Consider the following 24281-nt stretch of genomic DNA (forward strand, 5'->3'; position numbering starts at 1 on the left):
AAGGAAGCATGCTGCTGGCGCTGGCGCAATGGCTGCAAGGAGACGCAAGCTTTTTGCGCTTGTTCACGTACCTCACGTTCCGTGCGGTGATGGCCACCATCACCGCGCTCGGGATCGGGCTCGTGTGCGGACCGTGGGTGATCCGCAAGCTGACGCAAATGAAGGTCGGTCAGGCCGTGCGCAAGGACGGCCCGCAGACCCACCTCGTCAAGTCCGGCACGCCGACGATGGGCGGCGTGCTGATCCTGATCGGCATCGCGGTCGCGACGCTGCTGTGGGGCGACCTGACTAATCGTTTCATCTGGATCGTGATGCTCGTCACGTTCGGTTTCGGCGTGATCGGCTGGGTCGACGATTACCGCAAGGTCGTCCACAAGGACCCGCGCGGGATGTCGTCGCGCGAGAAGTATTTCTGGCAGTCGGTGATCGGCCTGTTCGCGGCCGTCTACCTGGCATTCAGCGTGTCCGAGGCGAACAACGTGCGCGTGTTCGACCTGTTCATGGCGTGGGTGAGGAGCGGCCTGTCGATGGGGCTGCCGGCGCGCGCCGACCTGATGCTGCCATTCCTGAAGTCGATCAGCTACCCGCTCGGCGTCTGGGGCTTCATCGTGCTGACCTACTTCGTGATCGTCGGCGCGAGCAACGCGGTGAACCTGACCGACGGTCTCGACGGCCTCGTGATCATGCCGGTCGTGCTGGTCGGCGCGTCGCTCGGTGTGTTCGCGTACGTGATGGGCAGCGCGGTCTATTCAAAATATCTGCTGTTCCCGCACATTCCGGGCGCGGGCGAGCTGCTGATCTTCTGTTCCGCGATGGGCGGGGCCGGGCTCGCGTTCCTCTGGTACAACACGCACCCCGCGCAGGTGTTCATGGGCGACGTCGGCGCGCTGGCGCTGGGTGGCGCGCTCGGCACGGTCGCGGTGATCGTGCGCCAGGAAATCGTGCTGTTCATCATGGGCGGCATCTTCGTCGCGGAAACGCTGTCGGTGATGCTGCAGGTGTCGTGGTTCAAGTACACGAAGAAGCGTTACGGCGAAGGGCGGCGGCTGCTCAAGATGGCGCCGCTGCATCACCACTTCGAATTGTCCGGCTGGAAGGAAACGCAGGTGGTCGTGCGTTTCTGGATCATCACGCTGATGCTGTGCCTGTTCGGTCTGACCACCCTCAAGCTGCGGTAAAGGAAAGGTAACAAGGATGTCTGGCGAGATGTTTGGAGATCGGCAACGGCCGATGGTGCTCGTACTGGGGCTCGGGGAATCGGGTCTCGCGATCGCGCGATGGTGCGCGAGGCACGGGTGCCGGCTGCGTATTGCCGATACCCGCGAGGCGCCGCCGAACCTTGCCGCGCTGCAGGCCGAAGGCATCGATGCGGAATTCGTCGGCGGCGCGTTCACGCCCGCGCTGCTCGACGGCGGCATCGAGCTCGTCGGGCTGAGCCCCGGGCTGTCGCCGCTGGAGCCGGCGCTCGCGGCGTTGGTCGCGGCCGCGAACGAGCGCGGTATCGCGGTGTGGGGCGAGCTGGAGTTCTTCGCGCAGGCGCTGCGCGCGCTCGGCACGAGCGGCTACCAGCCGAAGGTGCTCGCGATTACCGGCACCAACGGCAAGACCACGACGACGAGCCTCACGGGCCTGCTGTGCCAGCGCTCGGGCAAGAAGGTCGCCGTCGCGGGCAACATCAGCCCGGCGATGCTCGACCGGCTCGCGAGCGCGATCGACGACACCGCGCTGCCCGACGTATGGGTGCTCGAACTGTCGAGCTTCCAGCTCGAGACCGCGCGCACGTTTGCGCCCGATGCCGCCGCGATCCTCAACATCACGCAGGACCACCTCGACTGGCACGGCAGCTTCGACGCGTACGCACAGGCAAAGGGCCGGATCTTCGGCGCGACGACGACGCGCGTGCTGAACCGCGACGACGCGACCGTGATGAAGTTCGCGCCGACAGTCGGCGCGGCCGACGCGCCGCGCACGGTCACGTTCGGCCTGAACGAACCGACGCAGGACGGCGACTACGGGCTGTCGCGCGACAACGGTATCGCATGGCTGGTGGAAGCCGTCGATCGCGACGCGCCGGATGAAGCGGCGACGACGCGCCGGCGCAAGCGCGACGCCGCACATACGCCCGACATCGCGCAGAAGCGCCTGATGCCGGCCGACGCGCTGCGCATCCGCGGGCTGCACAACGCGGCGAACGCGCTGGCCGCGTTCGGGCTCGCGCGTGCGATCGACCTGCCGGCCGCGCCGCTGCTGCACGCGCTGCGCGAATACCGCGGCGAAGCGCATCGCGTCGAAGTGATCGCGACGATCGACGACGTGGATTACGTCGACGACAGCAAGGGCACGAACGTCGGCGCGACGGTGGCCGCGCTCGACGGGCTCGCGCAGAAGATCGTGCTGATCGCGGGCGGCGACGGCAAGGGGCAGGATTTCGCGCCGCTGGTCGCGCCGGTCGCGCGCTGGTGCCGCGCGGTGATGCTGATCGGCCGCGACGCGCCGGCGATCCGCGACACGCTCGCCGAAACCGGCGTGCCGCTCGCCGACCACGCGACGCTCGAAGGCGCGGTGCGCGCGGCGGCCGATCTGGCCGAGCCGGGCGATGCGGTGCTGCTGTCGCCCGCGTGCGCGAGCCTCGACATGTTCCGGAACTACGCCCATCGCGCGGAAGTGTTCCGCGCGGCGGTCGACGCAATCGCCATCGACAAAGGAGCGACGCCATGAGCTGGTCCGATCGCCTCGTCTCCCGTTTCAACGACCGGCGCGACGCCGGCGGCAATGCCGCGGGCGGCCGCGTCGCATCGGCCACGCGCGCCGCGACGGGCGGCCTCGCGAGCGTCGTCAACGGCGTGCGCCCGAGCCGCTCGCGGATGCTCGATTTCGACTATTCGCTGCTGTGGGTCGCGATCGCGCTGCTCGGGCTCGGCGTCGTGATGGTGTATTCGGCGTCGATCGCGATGCCCGATTCGCCGAAATACGCGTCGTATCACGATTACGCGTTCCTGATGCGCCACTGCGTGTCGCTCGCCGTCGCGTTCGTCGCGGCGGTGATCGCGTTCCGCGTGCCGGTGTCGACCTGGGACAAGTACGCGCCGCATCTTTTCCTGATCGCGCTCGTCGGCCTCGTGATCGTGCTGATCCCGCACGTCGGCAAGGGCGTGAACGGTGCGCGCCGCTGGATTCCGCTCGGCATCACCAACATGCAGCCGTCGGAAATCATGAAGCTCGCCGTGACGATCTACGCGGCGAACTACACGGTGCGCAAGCAGGAATACATGCAGAGCTTCGCGAAGGGCTTCCTGCCGATGGCGTTCGCGGTCGGCCTGGTCGGCGCGCTGCTGCTGCTCGAGCCCGACATGGGCGCGTTCATGGTGGTCGCCGCGATCGCGATGGGCGTGCTGTTCCTCGGCGGCGTGAACGGCAAGCTGTTCGGCGGCCTCGTCGCGACGGCGGTCGGCACGTTCACGATGCTCGTGTGGCTGTCGCCGTGGCGTCGCGAGCGGATCTTCGCGTATCTCGATCCGTGGGACGAGCGCTACGCGCAGGGCAAGGCTTACCAGCTCACGCACTCGCTGATCGCGTTCGGCCGCGGCGAGTGGTTCGGCGTCGGCCTCGGCGGCAGCGTCGAGAAGCTGAATTACCTGCCGGAAGCCCATACCGACTTCATCCTCGCGGTGATCGGCGAGGAGCTCGGCTTCGTCGGCGTGCTGGTCGTGATCCTGCTGTTCTACTGGATCGTGCGCCGCGCGTTCGAGATCGGCCGCCAGGCGCTCGCGCTCGATCGCACGTTCGCGGGCCTGATGGCGAAGGGCATCGGCATCTGGTTCGGCGCGCAGACGTTCATCAACATGGGCGTGAACCTCGGGCTGCTGCCCACCAAGGGCTTGACGCTGCCGCTCGTGAGCTACGGCGGTTCGGGCATCCTGCTGAACTGCGTCGCGCTCGCGGTGCTGCTGCGGGTCGATTACGAAAACCGGGTGCTGATGCGCGGAGGGAAGGTATGACCGCGTCGCAACGCACGCTGATGGTGATGGCAGGCGGGACCGGGGGCCACGTGTTCCCCGGGCTCGCGGTCGCGCACCGGATGGAAGCGGCGGGCTGGCGCGTCGTATGGCTCGGCAATCCGGCCGGGATGGAAGCGACGCTCGTGCCGAAGCACGGCATTCCGATGGAGTACGTGCGGTTCGGCGGGCTGCGCGGCAAGGGTCTGAAGACCAAGCTGACGCTGCCGGTCAACCTGCTGCGTGCATGCTGGCAGAGCCTCGGCGCGCTGCGCCGCGTGCGACCGGACGTCGTGCTCGGAATGGGCGGCTACATCACGTTCCCGGCGGGCGTGATGACCGCGTTGTCGGGGCGTCCGCTCGTGCTGCATGAACAGAATTCGATCGCGGGCCTGACCAACAAGGTGCTCGCGAAACTCGCGAAGCGCGTGCTCGTCGCGTTCCCCGGCGCGCTGCCGCACGCGGAATGGACGGGTAACCCGATTCGCGCGGAACTTGCGCACACCGAGCCGCCCCAGGCACGCTATGCGTCGCGCAGCGGAGCGCTGAACGTGCTGGTCGTCGGCGGCAGCCTCGGGGCGGCCGCGCTGAACGAAGTCGTGCCGCGCGCGCTGGCGCTGCTGTCGCCGGGCGAGCGCCCGCGCGTCGTGCACCAGGCCGGCGTGAAGCACATCGACGCATTGAAGGCGAATTACGAAGCGGCCGGTTTCGCGGCCGGCGAAGACGTGCGGCTCGTGCCGTTCATCGACGACATGGCGGCCGCGTATGCGGCAGCGGATCTGGTGATCTGCCGGTCGGGTGCGATGACGGTGTCGGAGATCGCGGCGGTGGGCGTGGCGGCGCTGTTCGTGCCGTTCCCGTACGCGGTCGACGATCACCAGACGACCAACGCCGCGTTCCTCGCCGATGCGGGCGCGGCCGTGCTGGTGCAACAACGCGACCTGTCGGCGGAACTGCTCGCCGACTGGCTGCGCGGCCAGTCGCGGGCATCGCTCGCGGCCATGGCGGAACGTTCGCGCGCGCTCGCGAAGCCCGAGGCCACCGACGAAGTCGCGCGCGTCTGCGCGAAGGCGGCCGGCGCGAACCTGGAACAACTGCAATGAAACACATCGTCAAACACATTCATTTCGTCGGGATCGGCGGCGCGGGCATGAGCGGCATCGCCGAAGTGCTCGTCAACCTCGGCTACGCGGTCAGCGGCTCGGACCTGTCGCGCAATGCGGTGACCGATCGCCTCGAGGCGCTGGGCGCGCGGATCGCGATCGGCCACGACGCGGCGAACATCGAGGGCGCGAACGCGGTCGTCGTGTCGACGGCCGTGCGCTCGGACAACCCGGAAGTGCTGGCCGCGCGCGCGAAGCGCGTGCCGATCGTGCAGCGCGCGGTGATGCTCGCGGAGCTGATGCGCCTGAAGCAGGGCATCGCGATCGCCGGCACGCACGGCAAGACCACGACGACGAGCCTGGTCGCGAGCGTGCTCGCGGCGGGCGGGCTGGACCCGACCTTCGTGATCGGCGGCCGACTGATCAGCGCCGGCGCGAACGCGCGGCTCGGCACGGGCGACTTCATCGTCGCCGAGGCCGACGAGTCGGACGCGTCGTTCCTGAACCTCTATCCGGTGATCGAGGTCATCACGAACATCGACGCCGACCACATGGACACCTACGGCCACGATTTTGCGCGGCTCAAGCAGGCGTTCATCGAATTCACGCAGCGCCTGCCGTTCTACGGCAGCGCGGTCGTGTGCGTCGACGATCCGAACGTGCGGCAGATCATCCCGTTCATCTCGAAGCCGGTGGTGCGCTACGGCCTGTCGCCGGACGCGCAGGTGCGCGCGGAAGACATCGACGCGCGCGACGGCCGGATGCATTTCACGGTGATCCGCGAAGGTCGCGCGCCGCTCGCGGTCGTGCTGAACATGCCGGGCCTGCACAACGTGCAGAACGCGCTCGCGGCGATCGCGATCGCGACCGACCTCGGCGTGGCGGACGACGCGATCCAGCGGGCGCTGGCGGAATTCAACGGCGTCGGCCGACGCTTCCAGCGTTACGGCGAAGTGCCGAGCGCGGACGGCGGCCAGTACACGCTGATCGACGATTACGGTCACCACCCGGTCGAGATGGCGGCGACGATCGCGGCCGCGCGCGGCGCGTTTCCGGGCCGTCGCCTCGTGCTGGCGTTCCAGCCGCATCGCTACACGCGCACGCGCGACTGCTTCGACGATTTCGTCAACGTGCTGTCGACGGTCGATGCGCTGGTGCTGACGGAAGTCTATGCGGCCGGCGAGGCCGCGATCCCGACGGCCAGCGGCGATGCGTTGTCGCGTGCGCTGCGCGCGGCGGGGAAGGTTGAACCGGTATTCGTCGCGTCAATCGACGACGTGCCGGACGCATTGACGAAGGTCGCGCAGAACGGCGACGTGGTGATCACGATGGGTGCGGGCTCGATCGGCGGCGTGCCGGCGAAGCTCGCGCGACACACTCAACAGAAGGCATGACATGAAACTACCCCCACGCTCACTTCGTTCGCTGCCCCCCGCGGGGGCGGTCAGCCTCCTTGGGGCGGCCCGGCGGAGGCTGACATGAGCGGGATCGATCCGAAACGTTTCGGCAAGGTGGCGGTGTTGTTCGGCGGCGAATCCGCCGAGCGCGAGGTGTCGCTCACCTCGGGCCGCCTCGTGCTGCAGGGCCTGCGCGACGCGGGCGTCGACGCGCATCCGTTCGACCCGGCCGAGCGGCCGCTGTCGGCCCTGAAGGACGAAGGCTTCGTGCGCGCGTTCAATGCGCTGCACGGCGGCTACGGCGAGAACGGCCAGATTCAGGGCGCGCTCGATTTCTACGGTATCCGCTACACGGGCAGCGGCGTGCTCGGCTCGGCGCTCGGCCTCGACAAGTTCCGCACGAAGCTCGTGTGGCAGCAGACGGGCGTGCCGACGCCGCCGTTCGAGACGGTGATGCGCGGCGACGACCTTGCCGCGCGCGCGACCGACATCGTCGCGAAGCTCGGCCTGCCGCTGTTCGTGAAGCCGGCGAGCGAAGGCTCGAGCGTCGCGGTGCTGAAGGTGAAGACGGCGGACGCGCTGCCGGCCGCGCTCGCGGAAGCCGCGACGCACGACAAGATCGTGATCGTCGAGAAGAGCATCGAAGGCGGCGGCGAATACACCGCGTGCATCGCCGGCGATCTCGACCTGCCGCTGATCAAGATCGTGCCGGCCGGCGAGTTCTACGACTACCACGCGAAGTACGTCGCCGACGATACGCAGTACCTGATCCCGTGCGGCCTGCCGGCGCAGCAGGAAGCGGAACTGAAGCGCATCGCGCGGCGCGCGTTCGACGTGCTCGGCTGCACCGACTGGGGCCGCGCGGATTTCATGCTCGACGCGGCCGGCAATGCGTATTTCCTGGAAGTGAACACGGCCCCCGGGATGACCGACCACTCGCTGCCGCCGAAGGCCGCGCGCGCGGTCGGCATCGGCTATTCGGAGCTGGTCGTGAAGGTGCTGTCGCTCACGCTCAACGACTGACGCAGGAACGGAACGACGTATGTGGAACAACGTTCGCCAACTCAACCTTGCCGCCAGCGCGCTGTACGCGCTGCTGCTGCTCGTGTTGGCGGCGGCCGGCTGCTACTGGCTGATCCAGCGCCCGACGTTCGCGCTGCGGGAAATCCGGATCGACGGCGACACCGAGCACATCAATTCGCCGACGGTGCGCGCGGGCGTGGTCGGCCGGCTGAAGGGCAATTTCTTCACGGTCGATCTCGATACGGCGCGCGCCGCGTTCGAGCAGATGCCGTGGGTGCGTCACGCGAGCGTGCGTCGGGTGTGGCCGAATGCGCTGGCTGTCACGCTCGAGGAGTACAAACCGCTCGGGACCTGGGGCAGCGATCAGCTCGTGAGCGTGGACGGCGAGCTGTTCACCGCGAACCAGGGCGAGCTGGAGCAGGCGCTGCCGGCGTTCGACGGGCCGGAAGGCAGCGCGAAGGAAGTCGTCGCGCGGTATCGCGACTTCGGGAAATGGTTTGCGCCGCTGAAGGCGGCGCCGGAAGAAGTGACGCTGTCGGCGCGGTACGCGTGGACGGTGAAGCTGTCGAACGGCATGCAGGTCGAGCTGGGCAAGGAGCGCAACAGCGACACGCTGCATGACCGGAGCCAGCGCCTGGTGGCCGCGTGGCCGGCCGTTACGGAGCGTTGGGGCAACGACATCGAGTACGCGGATCTGCGTTATCCGAACGGATTCGCGATTCGCGCGGCGGGCATGCGGTTCCTGACCGATACCGACAAGCGCAAGAAGTAACGAGAGATCACACGCAAGAGCACTTTATGAGCAAAGACTACAAGGATCTGCTGGTTTCCCTCGACATCGGCACGTCGAAGGTGGTGGCCATCGTCGCCGAGCTGAAGGGCGAGGGCCACTACGAGGTGATCGGTCTCGGCCAGAGCGAGTCGAAGGGTCTGAAGAAAGGCGTGGTGGTGAACATCGAGGCCACCGTGCAGTCGATCCAGCGCGCGCTCGAGGAAGCCGAGCTGATGGCCGACTGCAAGATCACCAACGTGTTCACGGGGATCGCGGGCAGCCACATCCGCAGCTTCAACTCGAGCGGGATGGTCGCGATCAAGGACAAGGAAGTCACGCAGACGGACGTCGCGCGCGTGATCGAGACCGCGAAGGCGATCAACATCCCGACCGACCAGCAGGTGCTGCACATCCTCACGCAGGAATTCATCATCGACGGCCAGGAAGACGTGCGCGAGCCGATCGGGATGAGCGGCATCCGGCTGGAAGTGAAGGTGCACATCGTGACGGGCGCGGTGAGCGCCGCGCAGAACATCGTCAAGTGCGTGCGCCGCTGCGGGCTGGAAGTGAACGACCTGATCCTGCAGCCGCTCGCGTCGTCGCTCGCGGTGCTGACCGAAGACGAGAAGGATCTCGGCGTGGTGCTGGTCGACATCGGCGGCGGCACGACGGACATCGCGATCTTCGCCGAAGGCGCGATCCGCCACACGGCGGTGATCCCGATCGCGGGCGACCAGATCACGAGCGACATCGCGATGGCGCTGCGCACGCCGACGCCGGATGCGGAAGACATCAAGGTCGGCTACGGGATCGCGAAGCAGGCGCTCGCCGATCCGGACGAAATGGTGGAAGTGCCGGGCCTCGGCGAACGCGGCCCGCGCACGCTGTCGCGTCAGGCGCTCGCGGCCGTGATCGAGCCGCGCGTCGAGGAACTGTTCTCGCTCGTGCAGCAGGTCGTGCGCGAATCGGGTTACGAAGAACTCCTGAGTTCCGGCGTGGTCATTACCGGCGGCGCGTCGATGATGCCGGGCATGGTCGAGCTCGGCGAGGACATTTTCCTGAAACCGGTGCGCATCGGCGCGCCGGAATATGCAGGCGGCCTTTCCGACGTCGTGCGCAATCCGCGCTACTCGACGGCGATGGGGCTGCTCGTCGAAGGCAGTGCGCAGCGCATGCGCGGCCGCAAGGTCGCCGTGCAGTCCGGCAACGCGGGGCAAGTGTTCTCGCGGATGAAGGAATGGTTCCTGAGCAACTTCTGACACACCGAATCGAAATTCGCGCTGGTGCCGGCGGCTGGCGCGCGACAGGGGGTTGCCCGATCTCCTGCCGAATAACGGCCGAGTAGCAGTCATTCTCTTGACGGAGGCAACAATGGAATTCGAAATGCTGGAAACCGAAACCAACGGCACCATCATCAAGGTGGTCGGCGTTGGCGGCGCTGGCGGCAATGCCGTCCAGCACATGATCAACCGCGGCGTGCAGGGCGTCGACTTCATCGTGATGAACACGGACGCCCAGGCGCTGTCGCGTTCGCGTGCATCGTCGGTGATCCAGCTTGGCAACACGGGTCTTGGCGCCGGCGCGAAACCGGAAATGGGCCGTGCGGCAGCCGAAGAGGCGCGTGAGCGCATCGCCGACGCACTGCGCGGCGCGCACATGGTGTTCATCACGGCCGGCATGGGCGGCGGCACGGGCACGGGCGCGGCACCGGTGGTCGCGCAGATCGCGAAGGAGATGGGCATTCTGACGGTCGGTGTCGTCAGCAAGCCGTTCGAGTTCGAGGGCGGCAAGCGCATGCGCGTCGCCGAAGCAGGCTCGCAGCAACTGGAGGATCACGTCGACTCGCTGATCGTCGTCCTGAACGACAAGCTGTTCGACGTGATGGGCGACGACGCCGAGATGGACAAGTGCTTCCAGTGCGCGGACGACGTGTTGAACAACGCGGTGGCGGGTATCGCGGAAATCATCAACGTCGACGGCCTCGTGAACGTCGACTTCGAAGACGTGAAGACGGTGATGGGCGAGCAGGGCAAGGCGATGATGGGCACGGCGACGGTCGCCGGCGTCGATCGCGCACGCCTCGCGGCGGAACAGGCCGTGGCGAGCCCGCTGCTCGAAGGCGTCGATCTGTCGGGCGCGCGCGGCGTGCTGGTCAACATCACGTCGAGCCGTTCGCTGCGCCTGTCGGAAACGCGCGAAGTGATGAACACGATCAAGAGCTACGCGGCGGAAGATGCGACGGTGATCTTCGGTGCGGTGTACGACGACGCGATGGGCGATGCACTGCGCGTGACGGTCGTGGCGACGGGGCTGGGCCGTGCGGCGAAGAAGCAGCAGTCGGCTCCGATGACGCTGCTGCGCACGGGTACGGACAACCAGCCGGTCAGCGCGGTGTCGCACGGCTATGCGCAGCCGCATCACGTCAGCACGGCCGACTACGGCGCGCTCGACACGCCGGCGGTGTGGCGCAATTCGCGCGAAACCGCGGCATCGCACGTGCAGGCGCTGCAGGAGAAGGGTGTCGACACGTACGACATCCCGGCTTTCCTGCGCAAGCAGGCTGACTGACGTAAACACAGGCGAAGCCGCGGCGACACCGCCGCGGTATCGCCGGCGTGACGGATGCTACGGACCACGGCAGGCCGCGTCGGATGCGACGCCGGGCCGGGAAAGGTGCCCTCTTCGCTCGAGCGAGGCGGGATGGGCCGTGCTGTCCGCAACACGCTGAAAAACCGTATCGCTATGAGGGACCAGCCATGATTCAAGTGGGCGACGCGCTGCCCGACGCGCAATTGTTCGAATTCGTCGACGACGCGCGCGAAGGGTGCACGCTGGGGCCGAACGCCTACAGCGTGCGCGACCAGGTTGCGGGAAAGCGGGTGGTGATCTTCGGATTGCCGGGCGCGTTCACGCCGACCTGTTCGGCGCAGCATGTGCCGGGCTACGTCGAGCACGCCGAGCAATTGCGCGCGGCGGGGATCGACGAGATCTGGTGCGTGTCCGTCAACGACGCATTCGTGATGGGCGCATGGGGACGTGATCTGCACACCGCGGGCAAGGTGCGCATGATGGCGGACGGCAGCGCGGCTTTCACTCATGCGCTGGGGCTGACGCAGGATTTGTCCGCGCGTGGCATGGGAATTCGTTCCCTGCGCTACGCGATGGTGGTTGACGGCGGTGTGGTCAAGACGCTGGCCGTCGAGGCGCCGGGCAAATTCGAAGTGAGCGATGCGGCGAGTGTTCTCGCGACGTTGACGTCCTGATCGTGCGGTGCGCCGTTGCCTTCCGGCAACGCTGCTCGCCGGCCTCAGGGCAGTTGTAACACGGGCTGATGACCGGAAACGCCTCCGTTCCGGGCATCGGCCCGTCCCGTATCGGCGCGGGTAAACTGTCGAAACAGATTGATACGCAGTTTCGGACAGCGTCGAATAGGGAATTACGCTATAATCCCGCCTATCGAATATAACTCCTGATTGATATCTTCAATCAAGACGAAGAAGACCATGTTGAAGCAGCGCACCATCAAATCCATCGTGAAGACCGTGGGTATCGGTGTCCACTCGGGCCGCAAGATCGAGTTGACGCTCCGTCCCGCCGCGCCCGGCACGGGCATCGTCTTTTCACGCGTCGACCTGTCGACGCCGGTCGACATTCCCGCATCGGCGATGTCGATCGGCGACACGCGGCTCGCGTCGGTGTTGCAGAAGGATGGCGTGCGCGTGTCGACGGTCGAGCACCTGATGTCCGCGTGTGCGGGTCTCGGTATCGACAACCTGTATGTCGACGTGACGGCCGAGGAAATCCCGATCATGGACGGTAGCGCGGCCACGTTCGTGTTCCTGATCCAGTCGGCCGGCATCGAGGAGCAGAACGCGCCGAAGCGCTTCATCAAGGTGAAGAAGCCGGTCGAAATCCGCGATGGCGACAAGTTCGCGCGTCTCGATCCGTATTTCGGCTTCAAGCTGAAGTTCTCGATCGACTTCCGCCACCCGGCCGTCGACAAGACGGGCCAGGAGCTCGAAGTCGATTTCGCGACTACGTCGTACGTGCGCGAGATCGCGCGTGCGCGCACGTTCGGTTTCGCGCACGAGGCCGAGATGCTGCGCGAGATCGGCCTGGCGCGCGGCGGCAGCATGGACAACGCGATCGTGCTCGACGAGTACCGGATCCTGAACAACGACGGGCTGCGCTACGACGACGAGTTCGTGAAGCACAAGATGCTCGACGCGATCGGCGACCTGTACGTGATCGGCCACCCGCTGCTGGCTTCGTACACCGCGTACAAGTCGGGCCACGGCCTGAACAACGCGCTGCTGCGCGAGTTGCTCGCACACGAAGACGCGTACGAGATCGTGACGTTCGACGATCCGCAGGCTGCGCCGAAAGGGTTTGCATTCGACGCGCAGACGGCTTTCGCGTGACCGGCGTTCGGCGCAAGCGATAAAAAAGCGACCCATCGGGTCGCTTTTTTATTGGCCGGCGGTTGCCCGCGGCCTGTGCGTCAACGCGGTTTCGCGCCGTGCCGTGCCGCCATCCGCGCGAGCGCGGCCTGCAGCGGCGACGGTTCGAGGTGGTCGGCGAGGTCGCGCAGCGCGGCGGCGCCGGTCGACGTCATCCGCGCCTGCTTCACGGGCGGCGGCGGCGGCGCGTCCTTCGGCCGCACGCGCACGCGCAGCGTCGTCACCGGCCAGCCGCGTTTCTGGAGATCGCCGAGCAGCCGCATTTCGACCTGCCGCAGCCGTGCGGCCAGCGCATTGTGCGCGGCAAAGAGGGTCAGGGTGCCGTCCTTGATGAAGCCCGGTTCGACGTGATTCGCGAGATAGTCGGGCAGGCACGCACCCAGGTCGCGCTGCAGCGAGGCGATCTGCTCGACGCCGGCGCGCAGCGCCGCGAATGCGTCGGTCCGACCGAGCACTTCCGACACGGGTTGCGGGCGATAGGCGGCGAGCGGGCCGAAACGCTTGGGAAATCGGTTCATCGAGGCATTCTTCGAGCGCGTACGCGCGCGGACGTTGCAGCCGATTGTACCCGCGCCGGCCCGCGCACGGGCAGCTTTCGCCCGTGTCCGCCCGGCTTGGGCGCGCAATGCCCGTCCGGCCGGGACGCAGGCGCATGCGTCCCCGCGTGCTAAAATTCGACGTTTGAGTCCACTAATTCGCTAAGCCGCCGAGGCTCGGGCGCCGGGGCGCGCAACACGCGCCGGGCGCCGGTGCTGCGACGCAGGATCCGATCCGATGACAACCGGTTTTCTCCAGAAAATTTTTGGCAGCCGCAACCAGCGGCTCGTCAAGCAATACCAAAAGACCGTCGCGACGATCAATGCGCTCGAAACGCAGATCGAGAAGCTGACGGACGACCAGTTGCGCGGCAAGACCGATGAATTCCGCCAGCGGGTCGCGGCCGGCGAGTCGCTCGACAAGCTGTTGCCCGAGGCCTTCGCGGTCTGTCGCGAGGCGAGCCGCCGCGTGCTGAAGATGCGGCACTTCGACGTGCAGATGATCGGCGGCATGGTGCTTCACTACGGCAAGATCGCGGAAATGCGCACGGGCGAGGGCAAGACGCTCGTCGCGACGCTGCCCGTGTATCTGAATGCGCTGGCCGGCCGCGGCGTGCACGTCGTGACCGTCAACGATTACCTCGCGCAGCGCGACGCCGAATGGATGGCGCGCCTCTACAACTTCCTCGGTCTGTCGGTCGGCATCAACCTGTCCGGCATGGAGCACGACCAGAAGCAGCAGGCCTACGCGGCGGACATCACGTACGGCACGAACAACGAATTCGGCTTCGACTACCTGCGCGACAACATGGTCTACGAGACCGATGCGCGCGTGCAGCGGGCGCTGAACTTCGCGGTCGTCGACGAAGTGGACTCGATCCTGATCGACGAAGCGCGGACGCCGCTGATCATTTCGGGTCAGGCCGAGGATCACACCGAGCTGTACGTGCGGATGAACGCACTGCCGCCGCTGCTCGAGCGCCAGATCGGCGAAGAGAAGGCCGACGGCACGGGCGTCGAGAAGCCGGGCGACTACACGCTCGACGAGAAGGCGCGCCAGGTGTTCCTGACGGAATCGGGCCACGAGAAGGCCGAGCGCCTGCTCGCCGAATGGGGCCTGATCGGCGAGGGCGAGAGCCTGTACGCGCCGCAGAACATCACGCTGATGCACCACGTGTACGCGGCGCTGCGCGCCCACACGCTGTTCCACAAGGATCAGCATTACGTCGTGCAGAACGGCGAAGTGGTCATCGTCGACGAATTCACGGGCCGCCTGATGGCGGGCCGCCGCTGGTCCGACGGCCTGCATCAGGCCGTCGAGGCGAAGGAGCACGTGAAGATCCAGAGCGAGAACCAGACGCTCGCATCGATCACGTTCCAGAACTACTTCCGGATGTACGCGAAGCTGGCCGGCATGACCGGTACCGCGGATACCGAGGCATACGAATTCAACGAGATCTACGGCCTCGAGACGGTCGTGATCCCGACCAACCGCCCGCCGAAGCGGATCGACAAGCAGGACCAGATCTACAAGACGGCCAAGGAGCGCTACGACGCGGTGATCCGCGACATCCGCGACTGCTACGAGCGCGGCCAGCCGGTGCTGGTCGGCACGACGTCGATCGAGAACTCCGAACTGCTGTCGCACCTGCTGAAGCAGGCCGGGCTGCCGCACGAAGTGCTGAACGCGAAACAGCACGAGCGCGAAGCGGCGATCGTCGCGGAAGCCGGCCGTCCGAACCGCGTGACGATCGCAACCAACATGGCCGGCCGCGGTACCGATATCGTGCTCGGCGGCAACGTCGAGAAGCAGGCCGCGTTCATCGAGGCCGACGACACGATCCCGGCCGACGAAAAGGCGCGCCGCATCCAGAAGCTGCACGACGAGTGGGAAACGCTGCACGAGCAGGTGAAGGCCGCGGGCGGCCTGCACATCATCGGCACCGAGCGCCACGAATCGCGCCGGATCGACAACCAGTTGCGCGGCCGTGCGGGCCGCCAGGGCGATCCGGGCTCGTCGCGCTTCTACCTGTCGCTCGACGATCCGCTGCTGCGCATCTTCGCGGGCGACCGCGTGCGCTCGATCATGGATCGCCTGAAGATGCCGGAAGGCGAGGCGATCGAAGCGGGCATCGTCACGCGGTCGATCGAATCGGCGCAGCGCAAGGTCGAAGCGCGCAACTTCGACATCCGCAAGCAGCTGCTCGAATACGACGACGTGTCGAACGACCAGCGCAAGGTGATCTACCAGCAGCGCAACGAATTGCTCGAGGCGCACGACATCACCGAGACGATCACCGCGATGCGTCACGGCGTGATTACCGAAGTCGTCCGCCAGTTCGTGCCGGAAGGCAGCATCGAAGAGCAGTGGGACGTGCCCGAGCTCGAGGAAGCGTTGCGCAACGACTGGCAGCTCGACCTCGCGATCCAGGAAATGGTGAACGAGTCGTCGTCGATCACGGCCGAGGAGATTCTCGACGCGGTGATGACGGCCGCCGACGAGCAGTACGAGGCGAAGGTCGCGATGGTCGGCCGCGAATCGTTCAGCGCATTCGAGCGTTCGGTGATGCTGCAGACGGTCGACCGCCTGTGGCGCGAACACCTCGCGGCGCTCGACCACCTGCGCCAGGGCATCCATCTGCGCGGCTATGCGCAGAAGAATCCGAAGCAGGAATACAAGCGCGAGGCGTTCGAGCTGTTCGCCGCGATGCTCGACGCGATCAAGCAGGAAGTCACGCGCATCGTGATGAACGTGCAGATCCAGTCGCCGGAGCAGCTCGAGGAGGCCGCCGAGCAGATCGAGGAGCGCGGCGGTTATCTCGAGAACGTCGAATACCAGCACGCCGACTACGCGGACGCCGGCGCGCCGGTGGCGAACGTCACGGCTGCGGCGGCCGCCACGGCGACGGCCGACATGGTCGGCAGCGCGATGACGCACAGCGGCCCCGGCGGCGAAATGCCGAAGGTCGGCCGCAACGACCCGTGCCCGTGCGGCAGCGGCAAGAAGTACAAGCAATGTCACGGGAAGCTGTCATGATCGGCGGCGGCGCGCGTCACGCGTGCCGCGTCGTTCGTCGCTTCGAGTCAGTGATGTGAGTTGCGGCGGCCCGCGCGTGCGGCCGCCGGTTCTTCCAATCGATGCCGGCATGTGCCGGCATTTTCCATCCGGCAGGTGTGCCCCATGGCTGTCAATTTTCCGTCGATCGATCCCGCCCAACTGCATCCCGTCGCCGGCGTCACGCTCGGCTGGGCGGAAGCGAACATCCGCAAGCCGAATCGCAAGGACGTGCTGGTCATCTCCGTCGACGAAGGCGCGACGGTCGCGGGCGTGTTCACCGAAAACCGTTTCTGCGCGGCGCCGGTCACCGTCTGCCGCGAGCATCTGGCGAAAGTACGGGCCGGCGGCGCGGGCATCCGCGCGCTGGTCGTGAATACGGGCAATGCGAACGCGGGCACCGGCGAGCCGGGCCTCGTGAACGCACGCGAGACCTGCACGGAACTCGCGCGTCTCGCGGGCATCGAGCCGGCGCAGGTGCTGCCGTTCTCGACCGGCGTGATCCTCGAGCCGCTGCCGATCGACCGGCTGAAGGCCGGCCTGCCGGCCGCGCTCGCGAACCGCAAGGCCGCGAACTGGTTCGACGCCGCGCAGGCGATCATGACGACCGACACGCTGCCGAAGGCGACGTCGCGCCAGGTGGCGATCGACGGCCACACGGTCACGCTGACGGGCATCAGCAAGGGCGCGGGCATGATCAAGCCGAACATGGCGACGATGCTCGGCTTCCTCGCGTTCGATGCGAACGTCGCGCAGCCAGTGCTCGACACGCTCGTGAAGGAAGTGGCCGACCGCTCGTTCAACTGCATCACGATCGACGGCGACACGTCGACGAACGACTCGTTCATCCTGATCGCGTCGGGCAAGAGCACGCTGCCCGCGATCACGTCGACCGATTCGCCCGCCTATGCGGCGCTGCGCGACGCGGTGACGGAAGTTGCACAGGTGCTGTCGCAACTGATCGTGCGCGACGGCGAAGGCGCGACGAAATTCATGACGGTGCAGGTCGAAGGCGGCAAGAGCGTCGCCGAATGCCGCCAGATCGCGTACGCGATCGGCCATTCGCCGCTCGTGAAGACGGCCTTCTATGCATCCGACCCCAACCTCGGCCGGATTCTCGCGGCGATCGGCTATGCGGGCGTCGCGGATCTCGACGTCGGCAAGATCGATCTCTACCTCGACGACGTGCTCGTCGCGAAGGCGGGCGGCCGCAACCCGGCCTACCAGGAAGAGGACGGCCAGCGCGTGATGAAGCAGAGCGAGATCACGATCCGCGTGCTGCTCGGCCGTGGCGACGCACAGGCCACCGTCTGGACGTGCGACCTGTCGCACGATTACGTGAGCATCAACGCGGATTACCGCTCCTGATCGGGAGCGCTCAACGACATGGACAAGCTTGAACAGTTTCTGACGCGCGCGGAAGCGCTGCTCGGCCGTCTCGAAGGGATGCTGCCGCCCGCACCGGCGGCCATCGACTGGAACGCGGCCCACGCATTCCGCTGGCGCAAGCGCCAGGGGCGCGGTTACCTGCAGCCGGTGCCGGCCGTGTCGTCGATCACGCTCGACGATCTGCACAACATCGATCGCCAGAAAGCGCTGATCGACCAGAACACGCGGCAGTTCGTGCAGCGCAAGCCGGCCAACAACGTGCTGCTGACCGGCGCACGCGGTACCGGCAAGTCGTCGCTGATCAAGGCATGCCTGAACGCGTACGCGAACGACGGGCTGCGCCTGATCGAAGTCGACAAGGACGACCTGCACGATCTCGGCGACATCGTCGACCTGATTTCGCAGCGTCCGGAGCGGTTCATCGTGTTCTGCGACGACCTGTCGTTCGAGGACGGCGAATCGGGCTACAAGGCGCTGAAGGTCGCGCTCGACGGGTCGATCGCCGCGCAGTCGGACAACGTGCTGATCTACGCGACGTCGAACCGCCGCCATCTGCTGCCCGAGTACATGAGCGACAACGAGTCGTACAAGCATCTGCCGGACGGCGAGATTCACCCCGGCGAAGTCGTCGAGGAGAAGATCTCGCTGTCGGAGCGCTTCGGTCTGTGGGTCAGCTTCTATCCGTTCAAGCAGGACGACTACCTCGACATCGTCGCGCACTGGCTGCGTCACTTCGGCTGCCCGGATGCGGAGATCGAGACGGCGCGCGGTGACGCGCTGGTATGGGCGCTGGAGCGCGGTTCGCGCTCGGGCCGAGTCGCATGGCAGTTCGCGCGCGACTGGTCGGGCCGCAAGGAGCAGGCATGAGCGAGGACCTGGCACAGGGCGCCGTGCGGGCGCCGGACGGCCGTAAGGTGACGGAAGTCGCGGTCGGCGTGATGGTGCAGCCGGACGGCCCGGTCGGCCGCTGCCGTTATCTGCTCGCGCAACGCCTGCAGGGCAAGCCGTATGAAGGTTACTGGGAGTTTCCGGGCGGCAAGCTGGAGGCCGGCGAAAGCGTCGAGGACGCGCTTGCGCGCGAGCTGCATGAGGAACTCGGCATCGAAGTCACGGCCAGCCACCGCTGGCACACGCTCGAGCACGATTATCCGCACGCGTACGTGCGGCTCTATTTCTGCAAGGTGACGGGCTGGACGGGCGAGCCGCACAGCAAGGAAGGGCAGGCGTTCGTGTGGCAGCAACTGCCGGTCGAAGTCGCGCCGCTGCTGCCGGCGGCGCTGCCGGTGCTGGAACTGCTCGAGAAGGAAGCGGCGTCGCGTTGACGCCGACGCGGCCTGCCGGAAAGGCGGGCCATATCGCCGGCGGCCGGCGTCGTGCCGGTCAGCTGTCGCGACGGCCGTCGGCGCCGTCCTCTTCCGACGACGGGCCGTCGTCGGCGGCGCCCCCGATCCGGTACTTTTCCGCGGCCCATGCGCCGAGGTCGAGCTGCTTGCAGCGGGCCGAACAGAACGGGCGGAACTGATTTTCAGGCGTCCAGCGCACTTCGGCGCCGCACGACGGACATTTCACGACGGTAGTCATACGAAAGCATCGATCCGGCACGCGGCCGTTACAGATTGCACAGTGTCAGATGGAACGGCACGTCGATGTCCACCGCGCGCGGCCGCACATCGCCGTCCTGCATGGTGAACCGCACCCACAACATGTATTTGTTGGCGCTCGCTTCGGGAATCACGCGCAGCTCCGGCGGCACCCGGACCTGCATCAGCTGGTAGGTGCGGCCGGACAGCATCTGCTGGTAGCTGCCCTGCATCGCCATGACCTTCGACGCCTGACCCGATTCGCGCGCGAGCCGCAGCACGATCGCCGCGGCATCGCGCAACGGCAGCATCGGCAGGATCCACTTCGCGATATCCTGGCGCCGCTGCTCGGCGGGCCATTGCTGCCACGCGTAGTACGACGGCAGGTCGAACTTGCACGTCCCGCCCGGAATCACCGCGCGGCTGCGGATGCTGGCGAGCCACTCGTTGTCGACGAGGTGCTGGCCGGTCTTGCCCTGCATCTGCGCGAGATTCGCGAGCGTCTGCTCGATTTCGCCGAGCACGGCCTCGAGCGCGTTCTGCTCGATGCCCGGATTGCCGCGAAAGGGGGCGAGCGTCTGGCGTTGACGTTCGAGCTCCTTCATCAGATCCGATTTCAGGTCCGCGCGGCCCGTTACCTCGGCGATTTCGAACAGCGTCGTCAACGCGACGTGGTGTTCACGCGGGTCCTCCTGAGCCAAAAAGAACGCGAAGCGCTCGAACAGATCTTCGAGACGCAACAGCGTGCGAATTCGCTCGTTGAACGGATACTCGTAAAGAATCAAGCGCGCTCGCCTCGTCGGTAGGGATTGAAACAATGAAGGACATTCTAATGCCCCCTCTCTACCCTAGCAACGCACCAATTTCGTACACCATCACGATCGCGCGCGACGCTCAGTGCGCGGCGGCCGCGAATCCGACATAACGTTGATGCAGTGCATCGACCTGCGCGGCGAGCGCGGCGGGCGTGACCGCGTCGTTGACGATCACGTCGTCGGCCGCCGCGAGGCGGGCTTCGCGCGTCGCCTGCCGCGCGATGATCGCTTCGACTTGTTCGCGCGTGAAACCGTTGCGCCGCATCACGCGCGCAATTTGCGTTTCGACCGGGCAGTCGACGACGAGCACGCGATCGCTGCGCGCCTTCCAGGTGCCCGATTCGACCAGCAGCGGCACGACGAACATCACGTACGGGCCCTGTGCTTCGTGCGCCTCGCGATCGGTTTCCGCGCGGATCAGCGGATGCGTGATCGCTTCGAGGCGCCGGCGCGCGTCATCGTCGCTGAAGATCAGCGTGCGCATCTTCGCGCGATCGAGCGAGCCGTCGGCGGCCACGAAGTCGCGACCGAAAGCTTGCTCGATCGCCGGCATCGCGAGGCCGCCCGGTGCGGTGATGCGATGGGCAATCAGGTCGGTATCGACGAGCGATGCGCCACGGGCGCCGAACAGGTCGGCGACGGTCGTCTTGCCGCTGCCGATACCGCCCGTGAGTCCTACGGAAAACATGTCAGCCTCCGAGCGCCGCATAGAAAGGGGTGCCGAAAAACAACGTGGCGACGCCGCCGGCCGCGAGGAACGGGCCGAACGGAATCGGCTCCTCGAAGCGCATGCGGCCGCGCCAGGTCGCGACGAGCCCGACGATCGCACCGGTCACCGCTGCGAACAGCACGACCTGCGGCAGTGCGGCCCAGCCCATCCACGCGCCGAGCGCGGCAAGCAGCTTCAGGTCGCCGAAACCGATGCCCTCGATGCCGCGCAGCCATTTGAACAGCCAGTAGATCGACCACAGGAACAGGTAGCCGGCCATCGCGCCGATCACGGCCGAGCGCAGCGACGTGAAGGTGCCGCCGAGGTTCATGACGAGCCCGGCCCACAGCAGCGGCAGCGTCATCGAGTCGGGCAGGTAGCCGGTCCGGATATCGATCGCGCTCATCGCGAGCAGCGCCGCGCACAGCGCGAACGCGGCAAGCGCGGCGACGGTCGGGCCGAACGCCGCGAGCGAGGCGGCGGCGAGCAGCGCGCACGCGAGTTCGACGAGCACATAGCGGACGCCGATCGCATGGCCGCAGCGGCGGCAGCGCCCGCGCAGCATCAGGTAGCTGACGAGCGGGATGTTTTCCCACGCGCGCAATACGTGGCCGCAGTGCGGGCAGGTGCTGCGCGGGCGCCACAGATCGTAGCGCGGCGGATAACCGTCGTCGGGCGGGGCGCTCGCGGCGCCCGTCGCTTCGGCGATCTCCGCCTGCCACGCGCGCTGCATCATCACGGGCAACCGGTGCACGACCACGTTCAGGAAGCTGCCGATGCAAAGGCCGATGACGACCGCGAACGCATACTGCAGCGCGGGCGGCAGCAACGCCAGCGCGAGCAGCGCGCGCTCGGGCGAATCGGAAACGGCGGACAGGGGCGCTGGCGTCATGAGGCTCGAGGTTCGGACAAAAAGGCGACAGAATCGGTTGCGATGCTACACCACGTTGCCGAGTTGAAGGATCGGCAGGTACATCGCGATCACGAGGCCGCCGACGAGGGCGCCCAGGACGATCACGATCAACGGTTCGCCGAGCGCGGCGAGCGCATCGAGGCGCGCGTCGAGCTGGCGTTCGCACGACGCGGCGATGTCGGCCAGCATCGTGTCGAGCGCACCGGATTCCTCGGCGACGGCGATCGGTTGCACGACGTCGTCCGGAAAGCAGCCGGCCGATTGCATCGCATCGGCCAGACGCACGCCGCGCAACACGCGTGCGGCGATGTGCGCGGTGGCGTGCGCGAACACCGGATGGCCGGCCGTGCGCTCGAGCGTGGCGAATGCATTGGCGAGCGGCACGCCGGCGCCGAGCAGCGTCGCCAGCGAGCGGCACCAGCGTGCGGCCGCGAACCGCTCCAGTGCGCTGCCCGCGAGCGGGGCGCGCAGCAGGTGTCGCGCGAGCGCATGACGCAGCGCGGCCGAGCGTCGAAGCGCGTGCTGCGCGGCGAGCCCCGTGGCGGCCGCGCCGGCCAGAAGCACACCGCCCCAGGCCGACAGCGCGGAGGACAGCGCGAGCAGTGCGCGGGTCGGTGCGGGCAGGGCGGCGCCGAAACCGTCGAAGATCTGACGGAAGGTCGGCACGACCCACACCATCAATGCTGCCGAGATCGCGAGCGCGAACAGGATGACGGCGGCCGGATACGCGAGCGCCGCGCGCAGCTTGCGCCATTGCGCATCGGCGCGCTCGCGGTGTTCCGCGAGCCGCGTCAGCACGATGCCGAGCGAACCGGACGCTTCACCGACTTCGATCAACTGGCGATACAGCGTGCCGAACTGCGATGGATAGCGTGCGAGCGCATCGGCGAAGCGCCGGCCGCCGACGATTTCGCGCGCGAGCCCCGCGGCGATGCGCGGCACGCCGTCGCGCGTGCGGGTGCGCGCGAGCATCTCGAGCGACGGCGCAAGCGGCAGGCCGGCTTGCAGCAGGCTCGCGAGCTGGCGCGTGAAGCGCGTGATGTCGCGCGCGGCCGCCGCAGGCGGACGGGCCGGCCCGCGGACGTCGAGCGACAGTACCGCGACGCCGTCGCGCGCGAGCGTGGCGCGCGCGGCCGCGGCGTCAAAGGCGATGACGATCCCGCGGCGCGGCGAGCCGTCGCGATGGCGGCCGCGCCATGCAAAGCGGGTTTCGCGCGGCGGCGTGCGCATGTTCACGCCGCGGGTGTGGCGGCGACGGCTTCCGCGATGCTCGTCGTGCCGTCCATGACGCGCGCGAGTGCCGCGTCGCGCAGGGTGCGCACGCCCTCGGTCGCCACGCATTGCGCGAGTTCGCCGACGCTCGCCCGCGCGACGATGCGCTCGGCCAGCCGGGGCGATACCGGCATCGTCTGGTGCAGGCCGATGCGGCCGCGATAGCCGATCCCGTGACAGGCGGAACAGCCGCGCGCGACGAACGGCCGCCATCCGGCTGCCAGCGCCGCCGGGTCGCACCCGGATTCCCGCAGCGCGCGCGCCGACGCGTCCGAACGCACGCGGCAGGCGACGCACAGGCGCCGGACGAGACGCTGCGCGGTGACGAGGTGCAGCGCGGCGGCGAGGTTGTACGGCGCGACGCCGATGTCGAGCAGCCGCGCGACGGCGGCCGGCGCGTCGTTCGTGTGCAGCGTCGACAGCACGAGATGACCGGTCTGCGCGGCCTTGATCGCGACATCGGCCGTCTCCGCATCGCGAATCTCGCCGACCATGATGACGTCCGGATCCTGCCGCAACAACGCGCGCAGCGCCGTCGCGAACGTGAGCCCCGCCTTGTCGGCGACCCCGACCTGATTGATTCCGTCGAGCTGGATCTCGGCGGGATCCTCGACCGTGCAGACGTTGTGCGCGTCGCGATCGAGCATCTGCAGCGCGCAGTAGAGCGACAGCGTCTTGCCGCTGCCGGTCGGGCCCGTGACGAGCACGAGGCCGTGCGGCGCGCGGATCGCGGCCTCCATCGCGGCCGCCTGCTGCGCGTCGAAGCCGAGGTTGGCAAGCGTGAGATCGGGCGGCAGCGTTTCGAGCCGCCGCAGCACGAGCTTTTCGCCGAACAGCGTGGGCAGCGAGCTGACGCGGTAGTCGCCGCGCGTGCCGCCGTCGATCGCGATGCGCAGCCGGCCGTCCTGAGGAAGCCGCCGCTCGGCGATGTCCATGCGCGAGAGCACCTTGATCCGCGTGACGAGCGCATCGCGCAGGTGCAGCGGCGGTCGCGCCAGTTCATGCAGCACGCCGTCGACGCGCAGGCGAATGCGCCAGCCGGCTTCGAACGGCTCGACGTGGATGTCCGATGCGTCGCGCACGCGCGCCGCATGCAGTGTGTCCGTCAGCAGGCGTACGGCGGGGGCATCGTCGAGCTGGGCCGCATCGAGTGCAGGGGGCGCGGCGGCCGGCGGTGCGCCGGAATGCGCGGGCGACGACTGCGTGTGCAGCGGTGCCCCGGAGGAAGGGAAATGCATGTGAGCCGGCACGCTGGCCGCCTG

At 67.5% G+C, this 24281-nt stretch carries 22 protein-coding genes; 15 read left to right on the forward strand and 7 right to left on the reverse strand.

All coding sequences use genetic code 11. The features are described 5' to 3' along the window. Nucleotides 1–8: 8 nt before the first annotated feature. The 11 genes from mraY (at nt 9) to lpxC (ending at nt 12711) form a co-directional block, all read left to right on the forward strand. The gene (mraY, locus tag WS54_RS15525) at nt 9–1178 is read left to right on the forward strand and encodes a phospho-N-acetylmuramoyl-pentapeptide-transferase (RefSeq protein ID WP_006477019.1); all 1170 of its coding nucleotides are present in this window, start codon (nt 9–11) and stop codon (nt 1176–1178) included. Nucleotides 1179–1206: 28 nt separating this feature from the next. Continuing rightward, nucleotides 1207–2718: a UDP-N-acetylmuramoyl-L-alanine--D-glutamate ligase gene (gene murD, locus WS54_RS15530; protein ID WP_059779091.1), complete on the forward strand. Its 1512-nt coding sequence runs from the start codon at nt 1207–1209 to the stop codon at nt 2716–2718. Then, nucleotides 2715–3998 (forward strand): putative lipid II flippase FtsW, encoded by a 1284-nt coding sequence (ftsW, locus tag WS54_RS15535; protein ID WP_027783454.1) that lies wholly within the window; start codon nt 2715–2717, stop codon nt 3996–3998. Before murD ends, ftsW begins: the two co-directional genes overlap by 4 nt. Next, on the forward strand, nt 3995–5098 hold the full coding sequence (murG, locus tag WS54_RS15540) for an undecaprenyldiphospho-muramoylpentapeptide beta-N-acetylglucosaminyltransferase (protein WP_059779093.1): 1104 nt from the start codon (nt 3995–3997) through the stop codon (nt 5096–5098). Before ftsW ends, murG begins: the two co-directional genes overlap by 4 nt. After that, nucleotides 5095–6492 carry a UDP-N-acetylmuramate--L-alanine ligase gene (murC, locus tag WS54_RS15545; protein ID WP_034206325.1) on the forward strand — a complete coding sequence of 466 codons (1398 nt, stop codon included), beginning with the start codon at nt 5095–5097 and terminating at the stop codon, nt 6490–6492. The genes murG and murC overlap by 4 nt, the downstream gene beginning before the upstream one ends. A gap of 84 nt (nt 6493–6576) precedes the next feature. Further along, nucleotides 6577–7518 (forward strand): D-alanine--D-alanine ligase, encoded by a 942-nt coding sequence (locus tag WS54_RS15550; protein ID WP_034206326.1) that lies wholly within the window; start codon nt 6577–6579, stop codon nt 7516–7518. A 19-nt stretch (nt 7519–7537) separates the two neighbouring features. Continuing rightward, a complete protein-coding gene (locus tag WS54_RS15555) occupies nt 7538–8290 on the forward strand; it encodes a cell division protein FtsQ/DivIB (RefSeq protein ID WP_034206327.1) in 753 nt (250 codons plus the stop codon). A 26-nt stretch (nt 8291–8316) separates the two neighbouring features. Then, entirely contained in the window at nt 8317–9549 is a 1233-nt protein-coding gene (gene ftsA, locus WS54_RS15560; protein WP_006487138.1) for a cell division protein FtsA, read from the forward strand. A gap of 112 nt (nt 9550–9661) precedes the next feature. Beyond that, nucleotides 9662–10858: a cell division protein FtsZ gene (gene ftsZ / locus WS54_RS15570; RefSeq protein ID WP_006477012.1), complete on the forward strand. Its 1197-nt coding sequence runs from the start codon at nt 9662–9664 to the stop codon at nt 10856–10858. Nucleotides 10859–11046: 188 nt separating this feature from the next. After that, a complete protein-coding gene (locus WS54_RS15575) occupies nt 11047–11553 on the forward strand; it encodes a peroxiredoxin (RefSeq protein ID WP_059779096.1) in 507 nt (168 codons plus the stop codon). A 240-nt stretch (nt 11554–11793) separates the two neighbouring features. Next, complete coding sequence (gene lpxC, locus WS54_RS15580) at nt 11794–12711, forward strand: UDP-3-O-acyl-N-acetylglucosamine deacetylase (RefSeq protein WP_059779098.1); 918 nt, start codon at nt 11794–11796, stop codon at nt 12709–12711. Between the two features lie 80 nt (nt 12712–12791). On the opposite strand, the gene WS54_RS15585 is transcribed toward lpxC, so the two are convergent. Then, entirely contained in the window at nt 12792–13268 is a 477-nt protein-coding gene (locus WS54_RS15585; protein WP_059779100.1) for a DUF721 domain-containing protein, read from the reverse strand. Nucleotides 13269–13524: 256 nt separating this feature from the next. On the opposite strand from WS54_RS15585, the gene secA reads away from it, so the two are divergent. From secA to WS54_RS15605, 4 genes are all read left to right on the forward strand, one after another. Beyond that, the gene (gene secA, locus WS54_RS15590; protein WP_059779102.1) at nt 13525–16323 is read left to right on the forward strand and encodes a preprotein translocase subunit SecA; all 2799 of its coding nucleotides are present in this window, start codon (nt 13525–13527) and stop codon (nt 16321–16323) included. Between the two features lie 144 nt (nt 16324–16467). Continuing rightward, entirely contained in the window at nt 16468–17709 is a 1242-nt protein-coding gene (gene argJ / locus WS54_RS15595; RefSeq protein ID WP_059779104.1) for a bifunctional glutamate N-acetyltransferase/amino-acid acetyltransferase ArgJ, read from the forward strand. An 18-nt stretch (nt 17710–17727) separates the two neighbouring features. Continuing rightward, entirely contained in the window at nt 17728–18597 is an 870-nt protein-coding gene (locus WS54_RS15600) for an ATP-binding protein (protein WP_034206332.1), read from the forward strand. After that, nucleotides 18594–19052, forward strand: coding sequence for an NUDIX domain-containing protein (locus WS54_RS15605; protein WP_059779106.1), 459 nt, complete (start codon nt 18594–18596; stop codon nt 19050–19052). Before WS54_RS15600 ends, WS54_RS15605 begins: the two co-directional genes overlap by 4 nt. A gap of 58 nt (nt 19053–19110) precedes the next feature. Here WS54_RS15605 and WS54_RS15610 read toward each other — a convergent pair whose 3' ends face one another. From WS54_RS15610 to WS54_RS15635, 6 genes are all read right to left on the reverse strand, one after another. Then, entirely contained in the window at nt 19111–19311 is a 201-nt protein-coding gene (locus WS54_RS15610) for a DNA gyrase inhibitor YacG (RefSeq protein ID WP_059779109.1), read from the reverse strand. A gap of 28 nt (nt 19312–19339) precedes the next feature. Beyond that, a complete protein-coding gene (gene zapD / locus WS54_RS15615; protein ID WP_027783465.1) occupies nt 19340–20095 on the reverse strand; it encodes a cell division protein ZapD in 756 nt (251 codons plus the stop codon). Nucleotides 20096–20204: 109 nt separating this feature from the next. Beyond that, nucleotides 20205–20813 carry a dephospho-CoA kinase gene (gene coaE, locus WS54_RS15620; protein ID WP_059779110.1) on the reverse strand — a complete coding sequence of 203 codons (609 nt, stop codon included), beginning with the start codon at nt 20811–20813 and terminating at the stop codon, nt 20205–20207. A gap of 1 nt (nt 20814) precedes the next feature. Continuing rightward, nucleotides 20815–21726 carry a prepilin peptidase gene (locus tag WS54_RS15625; protein ID WP_059779112.1) on the reverse strand — a complete coding sequence of 304 codons (912 nt, stop codon included), beginning with the start codon at nt 21724–21726 and terminating at the stop codon, nt 20815–20817. Nucleotides 21727–21771: 45 nt separating this feature from the next. Beyond that, nucleotides 21772–22977, reverse strand: a complete 1206-nt coding sequence (locus tag WS54_RS15630; RefSeq protein ID WP_059779114.1) for a type II secretion system F family protein — start codon at nt 22975–22977, stop codon at nt 21772–21774. Nucleotides 22978–22979: 2 nt separating this feature from the next. Beyond that, a complete protein-coding gene (locus tag WS54_RS15635; protein ID WP_059779116.1) occupies nt 22980–24257 on the reverse strand; it encodes a GspE/PulE family protein in 1278 nt (425 codons plus the stop codon). Nucleotides 24258–24281 lie beyond the last annotated feature (24 nt).

The organism is Burkholderia sp. NRF60-BP8, assembly GCF_001522585.2.
Lineage (GTDB): Bacteria > Pseudomonadota > Gammaproteobacteria > Burkholderiales > Burkholderiaceae > Burkholderia.